This is a genomic window from Psychrobacter sp. Pi2-51, assembly GCF_904846665.1.
GTDB lineage: Bacteria > Pseudomonadota > Gammaproteobacteria > Pseudomonadales > Moraxellaceae > Psychrobacter > Psychrobacter glaciei.
Genome location: NZ_CAJHBP010000003.1, coordinates 25,486 through 43,862 on the forward strand (window position 1 = coordinate 25,486; position 18,377 = coordinate 43,862).

Annotated in this window: 15 protein-coding genes; 3 read left to right on the top strand and 12 right to left on the bottom strand. The window is 45.2% G+C overall.

What is annotated here, in order from left to right:
* Positions 1–375: 375 nt before the first annotated feature.
* The 12 genes from JMY08_RS02285 to hisF form a co-directional block, all read right to left on the bottom strand.
* Entirely contained in the window at positions 376–1,149 is a 774-nt protein-coding gene (locus tag JMY08_RS02285) for an STAS/SEC14 domain-containing protein (RefSeq protein ID WP_201589745.1), read from the bottom strand.
* Positions 1,150–1,287: 138 nt separating this feature from the next.
* Positions 1,288–4,386 carry an efflux RND transporter permease subunit gene (locus JMY08_RS02290; RefSeq protein WP_201589748.1) on the bottom strand — a complete coding sequence of 1,033 codons (3,099 nt, stop codon included), beginning with the start codon at positions 4,384–4,386 and terminating at the stop codon, positions 1,288–1,290.
* On the bottom strand, positions 4,383–5,519 hold the full coding sequence (locus JMY08_RS02295; protein ID WP_201589751.1) for an efflux RND transporter periplasmic adaptor subunit: 1,137 nt from the start codon (positions 5,517–5,519) through the stop codon (positions 4,383–4,385). Before JMY08_RS02295 ends, JMY08_RS02290 begins: the two co-directional genes overlap by 4 nt.
* A gap of 146 nt (positions 5,520–5,665) precedes the next feature.
* Positions 5,666–6,475, bottom strand: a complete 810-nt coding sequence (locus JMY08_RS02300) for a MipA/OmpV family protein (RefSeq protein WP_201589754.1) — start codon at positions 6,473–6,475, stop codon at positions 5,666–5,668.
* A gap of 116 nt (positions 6,476–6,591) precedes the next feature.
* Entirely contained in the window at positions 6,592–7,236 is a 645-nt protein-coding gene (locus JMY08_RS02305; RefSeq protein WP_189586985.1) for a TetR/AcrR family transcriptional regulator, read from the bottom strand.
* Between the two features lie 386 nt (positions 7,237–7,622).
* Positions 7,623–9,467, bottom strand: a complete 1,845-nt coding sequence (gene glmS, locus JMY08_RS02310) for a glutamine--fructose-6-phosphate transaminase (isomerizing) (protein WP_201589757.1) — start codon at positions 9,465–9,467, stop codon at positions 7,623–7,625.
* Between the two features lie 15 nt (positions 9,468–9,482).
* The gene (gene glmU / locus JMY08_RS02315; RefSeq protein WP_201589760.1) at positions 9,483–10,859 is read right to left on the bottom strand and encodes a bifunctional UDP-N-acetylglucosamine diphosphorylase/glucosamine-1-phosphate N-acetyltransferase GlmU; all 1,377 of its coding nucleotides are present in this window, start codon (positions 10,857–10,859) and stop codon (positions 9,483–9,485) included.
* Positions 10,860–11,114: 255 nt separating this feature from the next.
* Entirely contained in the window at positions 11,115–11,696 is a 582-nt protein-coding gene (locus tag JMY08_RS02320) for a phosphatidylglycerophosphatase A (RefSeq protein WP_201589763.1), read from the bottom strand.
* 3 nt (positions 11,697–11,699) lie between these two features.
* Positions 11,700–12,725: a thiamine-phosphate kinase gene (gene thiL / locus JMY08_RS02325; protein WP_201589766.1), complete on the bottom strand. Its 1,026-nt coding sequence runs from the start codon at positions 12,723–12,725 to the stop codon at positions 11,700–11,702.
* 2 nt (positions 12,726–12,727) lie between these two features.
* A complete protein-coding gene (gene nusB / locus JMY08_RS02330; RefSeq protein ID WP_189586992.1) occupies positions 12,728–13,825 on the bottom strand; it encodes a transcription antitermination factor NusB in 1,098 nt (365 codons plus the stop codon).
* Between the two features lie 242 nt (positions 13,826–14,067).
* Positions 14,068–14,589, bottom strand: a complete 522-nt coding sequence (gene ribE, locus JMY08_RS02335) for a 6,7-dimethyl-8-ribityllumazine synthase (RefSeq protein ID WP_010200525.1) — start codon at positions 14,587–14,589, stop codon at positions 14,068–14,070.
* 298 nt (positions 14,590–14,887) lie between these two features.
* Positions 14,888–15,670, bottom strand: a complete 783-nt coding sequence (hisF, locus tag JMY08_RS02340) for an imidazole glycerol phosphate synthase subunit HisF (protein WP_189586995.1) — start codon at positions 15,668–15,670, stop codon at positions 14,888–14,890.
* Positions 15,671–15,858: 188 nt separating this feature from the next.
* On the opposite strand from hisF, the gene JMY08_RS02345 reads away from it, so the two are divergent.
* From JMY08_RS02345 to JMY08_RS02355, 3 genes are read left to right on the top strand one after another with little or no spacing between them, the layout of a single operon-like run.
* Entirely contained in the window at positions 15,859–17,052 is a 1,194-nt protein-coding gene (locus tag JMY08_RS02345) for a homoserine kinase (protein WP_201589769.1), read from the top strand.
* A gap of 60 nt (positions 17,053–17,112) precedes the next feature.
* Entirely contained in the window at positions 17,113–17,445 is a 333-nt protein-coding gene (locus JMY08_RS13950; RefSeq protein ID WP_227676228.1) for a hypothetical protein, read from the top strand.
* Entirely contained in the window at positions 17,446–18,369 is a 924-nt protein-coding gene (locus JMY08_RS02355; RefSeq protein WP_201589772.1) for a class II glutamine amidotransferase, read from the top strand. It abuts the gene before it with no gap.
* The last annotated feature ends 8 nt before the right edge of the window (positions 18,370–18,377 follow it).

The following is an 18,377-nucleotide window of genomic DNA, read 5'->3' on the forward strand; positions in this document are numbered from 1 at the left end:
ACTCTAGACTGTTATGTCTACCTTTAGTCGTATTTGCTTAAAAATATACCGAGACTGTTATATACCGAAACTGTCATTAGATGAACAGTGTCAGCAGCAAAAGTATCGCTAATATGCTCAATATTGCTATCGCCGATAGTAAAGCCCATGTTGTTTGAGCATGTTTTCTGACCATTTGATGGTGTCCTAAATCATATCAATAGAATATAAGTGCAGTAATTTTAAACATTGAGGACATATCAAGACGCTTCTAAAGTAAGCATTTAAATGTCTCATTGAGCCAATATTATTATTAGTTCGACTTACAAATAGAGCAGCCCTTCTTTTGAAGAGCTGTTAGTAAAAGCAAATATGTCAGTTATCGTTCTATAGAGGCTATTTCACCAGCTCAGCATCAAGCCAAGCAAGCGCCTCATTTTCCTGATCGGCAGTAAAGGTTTTGATGTCCACTTTTGGAAAAACTGGGTTCATCGTTTCAATGAATGTACACATCCAGCGCGGTGCGCCGACGATAGCGTAGCGCTCTAGCTTTTTCATAGCAGCCATTTTCATGGATAGTAAGCCGCTGCTGTGTATAAGGATAGACGGATCGAAACCATCAAAGTTTTTCATTCGGGCAAGCAATCTTACCGTGTCATGATCATTAAGGAATTGCTCAAGCTTCTGCGTGACACTTGGCATTTCACTTGAGGACAATACACCGTCCACCTCAAAAGCGAGCACGTTGTCTTTATTCGTAGGCAAGAAACGAATGGCACCACGCTTTTCTATAGGCTGCTCGGATTTCTCAGCTGCCCAGCTTAAGGCGTCTTCTTTCTCATTTGAAGAAAATACTTTCATCTCTAACATCGGCAGTAGTCGATCAGCAATTGAAATAGCTGCTTTTGGCCATTCTTTATCTGACACAAAAGCACATCTATTCAGCTGTTTTATGTGACTAAATAATTCCATGTCCGCTTTAGTCCCTTCTACTATCGAATTCGCAGTCATGTCCGTCAGCTCTGTCATATCAATATAGAGACCAATTTGATCATGCTCTTGTAGTTTTTTTTCCAAAACATGACGATATTCTTGTAGACCTTCACCAGTCAGCGTTCCATCGAGGGATAGGGCGATCACATGATCTGGAGCGGTTATTTGTTTTAACATAATTTTATCCTTATATTATATTTATCAACTTTCAAATTTTGCAAACCCCAGCAGACAGCAGGTATTTTTTAGCCGCTGGCTGCTAAAGGCTTTGCACGTAAACGCTCAAGGGAGCGAATGCTTACACTAAGTAGATAACTACTTATGTTCAATATTTTCTTTTTTTAGCGAGACCGATTCCACATTTTTCTCTGGCGGCAGCTCAACCAATCTAGCCAGCTTTGGTTTTATCCATAGTTCAAAGTCTTCGATCAACTCATAGACCACGGGTACCAAAATAAGCGATAACAATGTCGAGCTAATCAGCCCTCCAATGACGGCAATAGCCATAGGCGCACGGAACTCTGATCCTTCGCCCAGTGCTAGCGCGGTAGGAACCATCCCCGCCGCCATGGCTATCGTTGTCATCACGATTGGACGTACACGCTCACGGCAAGCCGAGAGTAACGCCTCTCTTTGTGATGCGCCTTTATTTTCAGCTTCAATGGTAAATTCGACCAATAAAATTGAGTTTTTAGCCGCCAACCCCATGAGCATCAATAAGCCAATCAGTGCTGACAAATCAAGCGAGCTGCCTGCTATCAATAGACCCAAAAAGGCACCCGCAAGTGATAATGGTAATGCCGCTAATATCGTAATCGGCTTAAAGAAGCTCTTGAATAACAGCACCATCACGCCGTAGATGAGACCGATACCCGCCAATATGGCAATACCAAAGCTAGAAAAAAGCTCATTCATGGTTTCACTATCACCAAAGGCAGGTTGAGTCACGTCAGAGGGTAGGTTCTGGAGAGTATCTAGTTGATCAATGGCGGCTGTTGCTTCTCCCAAGGTCACGCCATTGAGCTGTGCTTCGATAGTGGCACGGCGCTTACGATCATAGCGATCAATACGTGATGCACCTGGTTGGAAACTGAGATCAGCCACTGCTGACAAAGGAACTGAGGTTCCGTTAGAGGTTGGTACTTCTAGGTTTCCAAGGGTTTTTAAATCGGTACGTGCGCTATCAGGCAAGCGCACACGAATAGGCAAACGCTGATCACCTGTATTGAATTTGGCAGTATTGGAATCGACATCACCAAGGGTGGCGACACGAATCACTGAGCCAAGCGTACTAGAGGTAATACCCAGACGAGCTGCTTCAGCTGGTTTGGGCGTTATAATCAGCTCCGAGCTGGGTCTAGGTGTCACTTGATGCACATTACTAAGCTCGGCAAGCTCACGCATTTCGCGTTCAAGCTTGAGAGTCGATTCAGATAACGCATCAGCGTTTTCACTGGCTAAGACAATTTGCAGCGTGGTACTACCGCCGCCGCCAGCCTGACCAAAACCGATACGCACGTCAGGAACACTCAGCAATAGAGCACCTAGTGAGCTTTGGAAAGATTGTGTTGATTGTGATCTTTCTTCTGTAAGCAGTACCGTTGCTTGCCCAGAGCTCACATCACCATTACTAGAGTTTGAACCGATCGAGGTAAATACTGTTTTTACCTCGTCTAAAGCAAGCAATTTTTTGGTTAGGACATCATTACTACGGCGCATGTCATCCAAGGTTGCCCCAGGCGCGCCTTCAATAGACAGTTGAACAATACCGTTATCTTGTGGAGGTGTCACACCTGTTGGTAGCAGAGTGGCTAGAAAAACAGAGCCGCCGAGTAGCAACCCAGCTAGGCCAAGTGATGTCCAACGGTACACGAGCGCAAGATCTAGCACTGTGCGGTAAATACCTTTAAAGGGTTTTGGTTCATGTGGTTTGGTTGATGGCTTTAACAAATAGGCAGCCATTAAAGGAGTCAACAAGCGAGCGACTAACAGTGAAAACAATACTGAAATAGCAACCGTAAAACCAAACTCTTTAAAGAACTGACCGGCAAAACCACCCATCAAGGATACGGGTAAAAATACAACGACAATCGTTGCTGTCGTAGCTACTACTGCTAGCCCAATTTCATCAGCCCCTACTAATGAGGCTTCATAGGGGCTTTGACCTGTTTCAATACGCTTTTGAATGTTTTCTATTTCAACGATAGCATCATCGACCAAGATACCAATAACTAACGTTAAAGCGAGTAGGGTAATCATGTTTAAGCTAAAACCCATCCAACTCATCACCGCAAAGGTCGGAATGAGAGAAATCGGCATAGCTGCAGCGGCAATGAGCGTCGCGCGCCAGTTACGTAAAAACAGAAATACTACGATGGCGGCAAGCAACATCCCTTCTATCAAAGCGCTCAGAGTAGCCGTAAAACTATTTTGTGTGCTGGTGGCTGTCGATACAATGCGCTCAAATTTTACATCAGGATAGTCTTTTGCTAACTGGCTAGTGGCGCTAGCAATGGCATCTGCTACCGCAACATCAGAGGCGGCTTTGGTTTTTTTGACTTGAAAACCAACGACCGATTGACCGTTTAGAGAAGCAAATCCACGTCTTTCGGCTGCACCACTAGAGACAGTGGCAACATCAGAGAGCTGAACAGTATTGCCACTGATACTAGGAATGACCAAGTTATTTAGTGCTTGTACCGATTCGGCCGCGCCAAGTACACGCACCGTTTGTTCGCGCTCACCAATTTCAGAACGTCCACCAGGCACATCGGTGCTTGATGTTCGTAATGCATCATTGATATTGGGCGCTGTCAAACCTAATGCTTGCAGACGATTGGGGTCGAGCGTGACATTAATCTCTCGGTTGATGCCACCAACCAAATCGACTTGTGCGACCCCTTCTTGCGTAATTAACTGACGCGCGACGGTATCCTCTACAAACCAGCTAAGCTCGACATCCGTCATCGTTTCGGTAGAGACGGCATACGTGACGATAGGTGCTGAGTCTATATCAAAACGCTGTACGATAGGTTCTTCAATACTAGACGGCAGACTGCTTCTGATGCGATCAATAGCTGAACGAACTTCATCCGTTGCTTTTTGTGCATCTTCCCCAATTTCGAACTCAATCGTACTGGATGACAAGCCCTGTGTGACAACGGATTGCACATGTTTGACGCCAGAGACATTGGATACGGCAGCTTCAACGGTACGAGTAATCTGAGTTTCAACTTCGCTTGCTGCTGCACCTGATAAGGTAACGCTTACTTGGACAATCGGAAATGAGACGTCTGGATAAAGTTTAATAGGGAGAGCGCGGTAACCGCTCATCCCTGCAATCATGAGTACAATGAATAGGAGGACAACTGGGATTGGGTTGCGAATTGCCCATGCCGAAATGTGCAAATTCATGGTGTCACCTTCGTGGCTGGTGCAACCTTGTCTGATACAGTGTCAGGCTCATTTGCTTTACTGATTGGATTGACGGCATCACCATTCAGCAAGAAAGCACCACCGCCAAGTGCAACACGAGTACCGACGGCTGGTCCGTTTTTAATTTCAACAAAACCATCGGTTCGAGCGCCAGTTTCTACCATAACACGCCGTGCCAAATTGTCTTTATCAATGACGATTAATAGCGCACCACTGGCCTCAAACTGTACGGCTTTTTCAGGAACAGCAGGGACAGGTGTAGAAACCTGTTGAAAGACAACTTTCGCATAACCACCCGCTCTTAGCTCAGGGTGGGTTGGAAGCTGTACCCGCACATGACCCAGTTTCGTTTCTGGATCGATACGAGGTGATAGTAGTCTCACTTTACCTTGTAACTCAGCGCCCGATGGTAATATGACCGTTGCAGCTTGACCAATAGTAATAGTAGCAAGATCATCTTCAGGTACTTCAGCATCCATTTCAATTAAGCTATTGCTGGCAAGGCGAAACATAGGTTGCGACTGCCCCGAGACATCTCCAAGACGCACGATGCGCTCAAGTACAAACCCATTTACTGGAGAGCGTACTTCCATAAGATTGCGTTGTGTTTGTAATTCATTTAATTGGGCTTGAGCCACCTCAACCCCAGCATTTGAGTTCTTCGCTTTAGCCACTCGGGTCGCAATCTCTTCTTCTGAAAATGCACCGATGTCCTCATAGCCTTTGATGCGATCAGCTTCAGCGCTTGACTGGTTTGCAAGGGTTTTAGCTTGAGTAAGATTGGCTTCCGCTTGAGCGATTTTGGCTAAGAGTAGACTTGGATCAAGACGAGCCAATACCTGATTTTTCTTAACGGTTGACCCTTCATCGACCAGCAATTCGGCTACTCGATAGCCTGATATCTCGGAACCAACTGCCACTTCTTGGCGCGGTAACAGTAATCCAGAAGCAGTCACACTTCCAGTCATAGGACGTAATATGACCGTATCTACGCTAACCGTCCGAATACTCGATTCTTCCGACTTGGTATCGATAACCTCAGGTTCTTTTGAACATGCCGCTGTCAAAGCCAGTACGACACTAAGGGGGAAAGCCCAGTATTTAATATTCATTGTAATTCTCTATGTTTTGCTATGTTTTAGGGCTTATTGGGATGTACTATTACAACCACCTATTAGTGTCTGAAGTAACTGCTCTGAGCGTTGTAGCACATCAAATCTAACGCCTGTTGTTGCTAAAAATAGCATTAGCTTTTTTATCAGAATTTGTAGCCGACACTAGCGCCTACGAGACCACCAGTACGTGATGTGGTAATTGGACTATCCGCCGCTTCACTACCAAGCTGATAAACCCCTGCATTTAACGTTGAAAACACTTTTGGTGTATAGATATGAGTCCAAGAGGCACCCACACCATAACGTCTGATACCAGCACTGGCATCATAGGTAGCTAGACCAGAGTTATTGGATTGCTCTGATGTAACACCGAAATACCCCTCCATGATGTCTTGATCCGCCCAATTTATGGAGGCATCAAAATTCAGACTGTCTTTAGGGCCTAAAGGTAGCGCATAACCAACCCCTAATTTAAGTTCAGTGCCACTTACATCACCACCTAAGCCTTGCTTAATGGTGCTATTCACAGAAAATGGCTTTAGATCCCATTTCACAAAAGCACCTAAATTGGCGCTTGGATCAATATCACCAAGTCCTTTTAAGCGTTCGTGGTCGCTCTCGTCACGCCCAGGTTGATAAGAAAGAACAGGCCCGATAGACAAACCCTTTTTGGTCGATAAGTCATAGCCTATGCCGCCAAGTGCACCCGCAAAAAAACGACCATTACGATAATTAATCAGTGGTAAAACACTGGTCTTATAATCTTCTGATCCCTCATATTCTGGTGAGTAAGCCAAACCAGCACCCACTGTGAAATTCGACTCATTTTTATTACTGGCGTTCGATTCTGACTGAGCGATAGCCGCCGTACTCATTCCTAGAGTGGCGAGTACCAGTAGTGTAATAGCAGATGGGTACAGTGAGTTTTTTAAGCTTTTTGCATGCGGGTTCATGATTAATTTCTCTTTTAAGACTGTTGGTCTATATATGACTGTTGGTCACGGTTAGGTAAAAAAAAGCGTGTATAGGTCGGCGTGCTAAAAATTTAAAATGGGGTTAATAGTGTTACTTAGTCTTTAGTCTGCGGGATAGGCTGGTTATGATGTACCAATCCAGCGATCATAAAACTCGTTACTTCTTCCAAATGTTGCTCATGATCAATGTCGCCAAGATAACCGCTCCATATGAGCTGTATCGCACCCCAAAACATTGACTGGAGGCCAAAAATTAGCAGATTGATCGGTTTGTTTGGAAACAAGCCCTGTTCAATACCTTCAACCATAAGTTGGTGGGTAAAAATACTGACTCGCGATTCAGCTTCTTGCATCTCGGTCAGTAAATTACTAGGCAGTTGCGCGCGAAATTCAGCTCGGCTGCAAAACATGAATACTCGATGCAGCTCTTTACTAGATAAGTGCATCTCCCATGCCGCGCGAATATAACAGCGAAGCCGGTCGAGCACAGGCATCGACTGATCGAGAAGACCTATTTCACTTGCCATGCGTTTTTGAAAGCGAATGGCGAGTCGTACATAAATCTCATTTTTACTTTCAAAATGCTTATAAATAGTGCCTTTACCGACCTCAGATTTTTTTGCGATTTGCTCAACAGTGACTTGTTCCCAGTCATCTGACCCAAACAGACTCAAAGCGGCATCGAGAATTTCCTGACCGCGTTGTTCGAATTCGCGAATCTTGCGCTCTTGAATACCCATAATCTACACCTATTCATGTTGTGACTGCTGGTCATTGTATAGACTGACAGTCATAGTAACAAGTATTTCTATAAAAATGAATATATATATTTATCATTTTTTTGAAGAGAAGCCTTCGATCTCATCGAGATAGTGAACGCTGATTGATTAGGGCGTGTTGAATATTCGCGAGTCAGTGCCATGGTCGAATGTTCAACACGCCCTAAATTCTCTCAAGTTCAAGTTTACAGATTTTATAGGAGAGGTCAGTTTTTTGAGCGCATAAAAAACCCCTGCTATTGAATCGAAAATAGCAGGGGTAAATATCTAAGTGAGAGGATGATACTTGATTACTCAGTATGATAAATAATTACTCAATGACAGTTTTTACTATCTAAACGTAAAAATTATTCAACCGTCACACTTTTTGCAAGATTACGCGGCTGATCGACATCTGTACCACGCATCACGGCAACATGGTACGACAGCAGCTGTACTGGCACGCTATAAACGATAGGGGCAAGCGTCTCGCAAACATCGGGTACATATACCACGTGCAAACGATCTTCTGCGACCATTTGACTGGCTTCACTGGCGAATACGAATAGCTCACCGTGACGCGCATGAACTTCTTGCATGTTGGCTTTAAGCTTATCAAACATGCTGTCCTTGGGCGCAAGCACCACGATAGGCATATCCTTATCAACCAAAGCTAATGGGCCATGTTTAAGCTCACCAGCGGCATAACCTTCCGCATGAATATAAGAGATTTCTTTGAGTTTTAACGCGCCTTCCAAGGCGATTGGGAATTGAAGACCACGACCTAGGAACAGGCAGCTTTTCTTATCTTCAAAGCTTTCACTCATGGTTTTGATAGGCGCATCTAGGTTTAAGCTGGCATGCAGCTGACCAGGTAGCTGTTGTAACTCACCGAGCAATGTGCTCAATCGCTCGCCAGTCATACGTTGCTGAACCACCCCAACCTTTAATACCAATAGCATTAATGCCACCAGCTGTGTGGTAAAGGCTTTAGTAGACGCCACACCAATCTCAGGTCCCGCGAGGGTCGGTAAGAAAATATCGGTTTCACGTACCAATGATGAGGTCGGTACATTACATAAGGCTAAGCTAACTAGCCCTGCTGGGGTTTGTTTCTGAGTATCACGTAGCGCTGATAAGGTATCAGCCGTCTCACCAGATTGAGAAATACAAATGACCAGTGTGTTGTCGACGACGACAGGGTTACGATAACGGAACTCACTGGCTACTTCGACTGAGCAGGGCACCCGTATCAGACTTTCAAACCAGTATTTGGCTACCATACCTGCATGATAACTGGTACCACAAGCGAGGATTTGCACATGGCGAATATCTGCTAGTAGCACTTCATGACGCTGCAAAAAGTCATCGCGTAATTTAGAGGTTTCACTATTATTTATGGCCATCTCGATAGTACGTGCTACTGCGTCCGGCTGCTCATAAATTTCTTTGAGCATATAATGCTTAAACTCACCTTTATCCGCATTATGTTGGGCGGCATCAATCTCATGTATCTGGCGTTGCACTTCAACACCCTCTGCATAGACCTTAATGCTATTGCGAGTCAGCTTTGCAATGTCACCTTCTTCTAGATACATAAAGCGGTTGGTAACGGGTAATAGCGCCAACTGATCGGAGGCGATAAAGTTTTCACCGATACCCACACCAATGACGAGAGGTGAGCCTAAACGTACGGTAATTAGCTCATCTGGGCAATCGATATGCACAATACCAAGCGCAAATGCACCATGGAGTAAGGGAATAACCGCACGAACTGCTTCTAATAAATCAGGCGTGTTTTTATAAATATCATGAATTAGATGCGCAACGACTTCGGTATCAGTTTGCGAGGTGAATTCATAGCCCTTAGCCATTAATTCTTCTTTTAGCTCGGCATAGTTCTCAACGATACCGTTATGCACCACGGCAATCTTGCCTGATACGTGCGGATGGGCGTTACGTTGTGCAGGTTCGCCATGCGTGGCCCAGCGGGTATGCGCAATACCAATGTGACCATCAAAAGCGTTTGGATTAACCGCGACAGCATCGACCAATGCCTGTACTTTGCCGACTTGGCGCTCGCGGTGTAGCTCACCATCACGAATGACTGTCAAACCAGCTGAGTCATAGCCGCGATATTCTAAACGTTTAAGACCTTCAAGCAAGATATTGGCGATATTACGCTCAGCGACTGCCCCAACTATTCCGCACATAAGTATTCCTTAAATTTATTTTTTGATTGGACGCTGAAAGTCATTTTTTTGCACTTGACGCGCGCGACCAAAGGCTAATGCTTTACTATCAACATTTTTAGTAATCACAGAGCCTGCCGCAACCGTTGCGGTATCTCCAATGGTGACTGGCGCGACTAGGCTGGCGTTAGAGCCGATAAAGGCATTGTCTTCGATGATAGTCTGCGATTTATTGACACCATCATAATTGCAGGTAATGACACCAGCGCCGATATTGACGTCTGTACCGACGGTTGCGTCACCGACGTAGCTTAAGTGATTGACTTTACTGCCTTGACCGATGGTCGATTTCTTAATTTCTACAAAATTACCGACCTTACTGTTATCAGACAATACCGTCTCAGGACGCAAATGGGCAAAAGGTCCTACATCAACACCTGCACCAATCTCGGCGCGATCAATCACACAGTACGGTTTAATATGACAGGCGTTACCAATTTGGGCATTTTTGATGACACAGCCCGCTTCGATATAAACGTTATCACCCAAAGTACAGTCGCCTTCGAACACCACACCGACATCGACGAATACGTCTTGACCAGCTGTTAAGGTGCCACGAATATCAACGCGGCTCGGATCAGCAAACTGCACACCAGCTTCTTGCAAATCGGCAACCAGTTTACCCTGCCATGTGCGCTCTAAGCTGGCCAGCTGTTGACGGTTATTGACGCCTTCAATCTCAAACGTATGCTCAGGCTCAATCGCGGCAATCGTAATACCATCAGCGACGGCCATTTTAACGATATCAGTTAGATAATACTCTTGTTGCGCATTATCGTTAGAGAGCTTTGGCAGATATTTATGAAGTAGGGCATTGTCGACGCAATAAATACCGCTATTAATCTCTTGGATGCTTTGCTCATCGGTGCTGGCGTCTTTTTGCTCGACGATGGCTTCGATATTGCCTGCTTGGTCACGCTTGATGCGACCTAATCCAAACGGATTGTCGACAGTAAGTGTCAGCATCGACATACCGTCAGTATTAGCCACTTTTAATGCCGCTAGCGTCTGGCAGCTGACCAATGGCACATCACCATATAGAATGAGGCTTTGCCCTGATTTTGGCAAATCGGACAAGGTCACTTTAACGGCATGTCCTGTCCCTAACTGTTCAGTCTGGGCAACCCACGTGATTGAGGATTTGGTATATTGGTTAGCAATTTCTGATTTTACTTGCTCGCCACCAAAACCATGAACGATGATAGTTGCATCAACAGTCAGCTGGTGACAGGTATCTAATACGTGACTTAATAAAGACTTACCGGCCAGTGTCTGTAGCACTTTTGGCTTGGCCGATTGCATGCGCGTGCCTTTACCAGCAGCTAGGATAATTACAGAAAGAGGAGAGGTCATAGTAGCTCGTTAAATGTAACAAAATATAATTTATGATTATAGCGCAAACGCCAAGGCAAAAAAATGCAATGCCGTGCAAGCTTTGTAACTTAAGGTTATACAAAGGGTTATATAGTCAGTCATACAAAAAAGCCTAACCGCGTATCTGCTTATGTAATCGGTTCAATATAATTTAGATCCCAGAAAGGCAAGTGAAAGTACTAGAAATAGTGGACTAAGCGAGCCTGACACCGTATCTGATCTATAGAGGATTGACTACAACAGCATACCGAGCATTACAACGAGCCATACCGCTGCCGCCATTACGCCAGCAATAATATCATCAAGCATAATACCGAGACCACCGGCGACTTTTTTGTCTGCCCAACCGATCGGTGGTGGCTTAATAATGTCAAAAAAGCGAAATAGTACAAAAGCGATGATAAGCGCAATGATAGATAAATTTTGTGAAATGTCTTGCCAAAAACTGGCAGTAGACACCCCCATGTAAGAAAACGGCAGTAAAGTAATCCAAATGCCTGCCCATTCATCCCAAACAATATGCGGATCATCATGACCTTGCATCAGCTCGGAGGTACGACCACATATCCAAATACCAATGAGGCAGGACAAGATGGTAATAATCAAAAATGGCACAAAACCTAAGCTCATTAGAGGTATGGCGACGATTAAGCCACCAACTGACCCCCAAGTGCCGGGAGCACGGCGTGGCAAGCCACTACCTAAACCGATACCGAGCCAATAAACCACACGATCAAGCAGGCCAGAATTTACGGGCAATGGAGGGCAGTCATTGGCTTTACTGATGTCAGGCTTAGATAGGTCGTGATCAGTCATGGATTAGCCTGTGAAGTGTTGGTAGCCGGTAAGGGTGGGCCATGTAGAAAACGGCGCGGGATGAGTCGGTGTGACTGGCTGTCCTTGATAAAATAATTCAGGACGTAAAGCGGTAGGTGTGTCTGTGTCTTTATGATTTGTCATCGCAGTCACCTCACCGATACAGGTGACTAGCGTGTTGCCAGTAGGTGGTTCAATATGCGCAGGCAAAGTAAAAGCCAACTCATAATCATCGCCACCCGCCAGCTGACACAATAAGCGCTCAGACAAATCTACGCTTGCCAATGGTTTGCTAGTAGGTAGAAGCTCCAGATTAAGCTGCATACTAACGCTGCTTTGTTGGCAGATATGGCCAAGATCTTGATAAAGACCATCAGAGATATCTATCATCGCGGTTGCACCGATTTTTGCCAGTGCTGCCCCTAAGGCAATACGCGGGGTAGGCATATGCAAACGATGGGCAAGCTCTACGCCTTGAGCACTGTCAGGATGTTGCAGGGCATAGCTGGCATCGCCGAGTGACCCTGATACGTAGACTTTATCACCAACTTGCGCCCCTGAGCGATAAATAGCTGGCGTGTCTGCGGCAAGTAATCCTTGCGCGCTGACGCTGAGTACTAAACGCTCGCTGCGCGTGGTGTCACCACCAATGAGAGTCACCCTGAATAATTGGCAGGCATGAAACAAGCCTTTGGCAAATTCAGTCAGCCATTGCTCGTTCGCTAAACGTTCAGGCAATGCTAATGCTAGTAGAATACTATGCGGTGTCGCGCCCATCGCCGCAATGTCTGAGACGTTAACCGCGACGGCTTTATAACCAATCGCAAATGCCAATTCGTCAATGTGTTGCCAGTCGGCATGAAAGTGACGACCTTGAACCAGTGTATCAATACAGCTGACCAAGCGCGAGCCTGCAGGCAATGCTATGACGGCTGCATCATCGCCGATACCTTTTTCGATACCGATTAATGGTGCATGTGCCGCTTGCATCTGTGAAAATATGCGCTCGATCAGCTCAAATTCATTCATGGTTAGTCTTGGCTTTTCGTATCAGTATCGTCTGTTGCAGTAACATCTGACACATTAGTATCTGATGTGGTCTCTTCTGAGTCAACATTGAGAATATTAGAGTCCGTTAGACCAGTATCCGCTGTGGTATTTTCTACATTGCTGTCGTCATTGACAGCGTCAGCAGCTACCGCTTCTTTTGCAGGCTGTTCATCAACGACGATATCTTTTTCAACAATGCTTTCTTCAACAATCGGTTCTACTGCAGTAACTGTTTCAACACTGTCGTTTTCAACCGTGTTTTCAGCAGCATCTTTCTTACTCGCCTTAAAGTCACTAATATTTGCACTGGCTTTACTAACGCTACTACGTTTGACGGTAGCATTATTGGCGCTGATACGTGGCTTGTTTGAAGCAGTGAGTGTTTCTTCCATAGCATGGGTATCGGCACTGCTATCTGTATCAGCTTCTACTACCGGTTTAGCGGCCGCTTTTTGTGAGGTGCGTAGATTGGCTTTACTATCTGCTTCTACTTCGGTAGCGCGCAGCTCAACTGCCATTTTATCAAGGACGGCATTAATCAGTTTATGGGCGTCAGTGGCACCAAAGTGATTATTTAGCTTCATCGCTTCGTCAAGCACGACTTTATAAGGGATTTCTAGACGGTTTTGCAGCTCGTAAGAACCAATCAAAAGAATAGCGTGTTCAACGGTATCGAGTTTATCAATTTCACGATCGAGATACTGACTAATAAGCGCATCTAGTGCCTCAATCTGCTCAGGAATATCGCGCATCATTTCATGATAATAGCCGATATGTACGGTATGCATGGCATTGGTCGCGCGTGTACGAGCAGCGATATCATGCGGCGCATTGGCCTTCCAGCCAAGCTTGCCGTCTACATCAAAACGGCGATCAGTGACGAGCCATTCGTATAGACCTTGCATCGCAAAGCGGCGCGCTTTACGGATAGCGGTGTGACTGGTCTTGTAAGAAGACTCACTCATATCGAAGGTTTGATCACCCGCACTGCTGCTCGCAATACGCGTGGCTTCAGCTTGACTATCATTGGTTTGGGCGGTTTTCGCAGCGTTAATAGCGCGCTTGAGTTGGTCAGTCATAGGGGGTCTATACCTAGTTTTAAGATAAGAAGTTTTAAAATAAAATGTTAAATAGTAGTCGGCTGGCAAATTTACCAGACAGTTTTAGATACTGCTGTTGAACATTTAAATGACATACTTAGGGCTATCGCAGTAACCATAGCCCTAACAGATTTAATCAACAATAATACTTATCGATAAAGAATGGTGCTGAATCGCGACTCAAAAACATTCAAATGCTAATGAATGAGCAACGCATTCAATTAAGCGTCATCGCTATCGTCATCGATGTCTAGCTGTGATAGTACCGCAATCATCTCTAGCACGACCATAGCGGCTTCAGAGCCTTTATTACCGGCTTTCGTACCAGAACGCTCAATCGCTTGCTCGATGCTGTCGGTCGTCAATACACCGTTGGCAACAGGAATATTATAATCAATCGCAACGCTGCTTAGGCCTTTGGCTGATTCACTCGCGACAAAGTCGAAATGCGGCGTGCTACCACGAATAATCGCGCCTAACGCAATGATGGCATCAAAACGATCTGATTCAGCAGCGCGCTGAGCAACCAATGGCAACTCAAAAGCACCAGGAACGCGAATAACGGTAATGTTGCTACCCAATACACCATGACGAAGTAGGGCGTCGATTGCACCATCTACCAATGATTCAACGACAAAACCGTTAAAACGACCAACCACGATACCAATACGGGCATCTTCATTCTGATGTAAGTTACCATCAATATGAGTCACGTCATTGCGTTGCTGTTGTAAATTCGACATAAAAATATCCTTCGCCTAATGGGCTTTTAATTAAAATGTAGGAGTAGCTAAATATAATGATAGAGTCAAATAATACCAAACCCAAAAAGTACGATTAGCTGTGTCAAACTTGTTTAGTCTACAATGCGTAGTACTTACACTCGTTTTCCTTGCTACTCTAATTTTTGTGAATGGTATAACTTATTTGATTGGTTATCACGTAAACGAATTGACCGTTAAATGAACGAAAACCAAATGATAATAAGCAGTTAGCGCTATGATAACATTTTTTCTAATTTATTTGCATTTTACAAACGTATTACAGGCGCATCTGTATCCCTTGCGCTGCCATATATTCTTTGGCTTCCTGCACGGTGTACTCACCGAAGTGAAAAATACTGGCGGCAAGCACCGCATCGACGCCGCCTTCTAATACGCCTTCTGCTAAATGCTGTAGGTTGCCGACGCCACCTGAGGCAATAACAGGTACGTTAACGCGGCTGGTAATTTGTTGCATCAAGGCTAAATCATAGCCTTTTTTGGTGCCATCACCGTCCATCGAAGTGACCAGTAATTCACCAGCGCCCAGTTCAGCCATTTTGCTCGCCCAAGCAACCGCATCGATACCCGTTGGCTTGCGACCGCCATGGGTGAAAATCTCCCAACGCGGCAGGATGATGCCATCAACTTCAATGTCCGCGACGCGTTTGGCATCGATAGCGACAACGATACATTGATTACCGAATTTTTGCGCGGCTTCACCGACGAATTCAGGCGTAAATACGGCAGCTGAGTTGATCGCGACTTTATCCGCACCGGCATTGAGCAAGTTACGGATATCGGCAATTTTACGCACACCGCCACCGACGGTTAATGGCACAAATACCGTTTCTGCCATACGCTCAACCGTATGATAAGTGGTATCGCGCTCATCATTGGTGGCAGTAATGTCCAAAAAAGTAATCTCATCTGCGCCTTGTTCGTTGTAGCGTTTGGCGACTTCAACAGGGTCGCCTGCGTCTTTGATATCGACAAACTGCACGCCCTTGACCACACGGCCATTATCAACGTCCAAACAAGGAATGATACGCTTTGCTAACATAGGGTCTTTCACCTTATAATCAATTCTCTCAATGCGCTAGTCTAGCAAAATCACCGCCATATCAGGCAGGTTTTCGCAAGATTATTACGCTTTTCGCTATCGTTTGCTCAGGCGCGTTACAATTGTCGCCATTGTTGTTTAAATCTATCCTATTTAACTTTTTATTTAATTGCCAAAAGTGAGATGTCATGTCCGTCTATACCCAGTTAACCAATGATCAGTTTGCCGCCTTTTGTCAACGCTTTGGCGTCTCGTTTGCGCGCGCCATTCCGATTACCCAAGGTATCAAAAACTCTAACTGGTTTATTCAGACGACTGATGACGTAGATGGTGCGCACTCTTATGTATTTACCTTATTCGAAGAGCGTCCACCAGAAGATATCGAAAAAATGGCGGTTATCTTAAACCAATTAGACGGTAAGTTGCCGGTCGCTGCGCCATTGGCATTGATTGATGATGAAGGACTAGACAGTGATAAAAATAGTAGTGATAAACGCTATGTTATCCATTATGACGATAAAGCCATTACCCTAGTTCCGTGCTTATCGGGCGCGCATCCACAGCAAACCACGCAAGCGATGTGTCATGAAATCGGTGCTGCTTTAGCGATGCTGCATGAGACCTTGCAGGCGTTGCAACCTGCTGAGGAATACGGCGTACCTTTGTATCCATGGTCAGAAGTTCGCGACCGTGAAATGCAGTTTATGCCCGGTGACGAAGCTAAGCTCATGAGTGATATTTGGCAATCTTATACAGATTTGCCGCTTGCGACTTTGCCAAAAGGCTTGTGTCATTTAGACATGTTTGCTGATAATACCTTATGGAACTTGTCGTTAAATAATAGCCAAAAAGGCGAAGAGTGCTTAACGGGATTGCTAGACTTTACCGAGGTCAGCGTCGAGCATTATGTGATGGATATTGCCATTACAATTAATGATTTTTGCACCACGTGGGGCGATGCCGAACAAGGCGAATCGGTGAATTTTGACCGCAATAAAATGGCGGCATTTTTACAAGGCTATGAGTCAAAACGTCCACTTGGAAACGATGAAAAACGTGCGTTATCGGTTATGCTGGCAAAAGCGGCCGTTATTTTTTGGCTGTTACGTTTGAATGTTATCCATTACAACCGTACCGAAGGGCGTACGGGCGATAACATCATGGTCAAAAATCCCGACTTGATGAAACGCCTTGCTGCTTATCATTGGGCTCATGTAGAAAAACCGCAAAATAATACAGTATTTGTGCTTTTGGGGAATAAAGTAGACAATCAAGTAGTCGGTGTCTTTAGCAACATCACGCAAGCCGAGCAAGCACGTGAAAAATTGAGCAATAGCAGTGAGTTTGCAGTCAAAGAATATACGCTAGATCAATTATCGTAAACATTGCCTACGCATTTATTCTAGTACCAATTTTAGTACCGAAACCTTAGAGGCGACCCCATGACCGATCAAGTTGATAACTGGCACAAACTGGCACGCTACGACACCAATATGCAAGGCGAGCTGCATGCCAATCTGCTGCGCAACAATGGCATTACCGTGTCCTTGCAACCGCTAAGTGCCATTCCAGGGATGAATTCTGGTGTCGTACTGTGGGTAGAAAACACGGATTTGGCACAAGCGCAGCGTATCCTAGATGGTGTTGAAAGCGACGACAATACTGGAGCGGATTTATTGGCTAGTATGAGTGATATAGAACTTGGTATTGTGTCAGGTAATCCGGTCAATCATGACGCAGCAGATAACCAATTTAATAAAGGCGGTAACGCATAAATGTGTCAACTCCTAGGAATGAACTGTAATACCCCGACGGATATTGGTTTTAGCTTTGCTGGCTTTCGCAAGCGCGGCGGCATGACGGACAGTCATGAAGATGGCTTTGGCATTGCGTTTTTTGAGCGTAGCGAGTGTGCCAATGATGACAGCTCTAAGCGTGATGAGTCGGTAAATGCCTCAACGGGACTGCGCTTGTTCCATGACAATCGTCCCAGCCATTTGTCACCAGTCGCTGATTTGGTCAATAACTATCCAATCAAAGCCATGAACGTCATTGCGCATATTCGTAAAGCGACTCAAGGGCAAAATTGCTTGGCGAACACCCATCCGTTCGTCCGTGAAGTCTGGGGCGAGCAGTGGGTGTTTGCGCATAATGGACAGATGAATAGCGAGTTTATTAAACGCTGTCAGCGCTTGCAAGACAACGGTAACGCCTCACATTGCCAGCCCGTCGGTAATACAGATTCTGAGATGGCATTTTGCTACCTCGTTAATCGTCTAAAAAGTAGCTTTAAGTCGCGTCCCGATGATCAAACGCTATTTAATTTTTTGACTACTCAATGTCGTTATTTATCCGCCAACGGTCTATTTAATTGTCTAATATCGAATGGTCGATGGCAATTGGCTTATGCTGGTAGCTTATTGTTTTATCTCACGCGCCAAGCACCTTTTGGGGAAGCCAAACTGTCAGATGATGACTTGGCGATTAACTTTGGTGATGTGACGACGGATCAGGATAAAGTCACTATTTTAGTGACCGTTCCACTCACTGAAAATGAAAAATGGCAACAGCTGGCGGTCAATGAATGTCTCATCTTCCAAGACGGCGAGATTCTGTTTAAAGACAGCCCAAGCCAGCGTAAGTTTTTGACGATTGAGGAAGGTATTGCGGTGGCACGGGCGGTTGGGGCGAGTGTTTAGGGGATGAT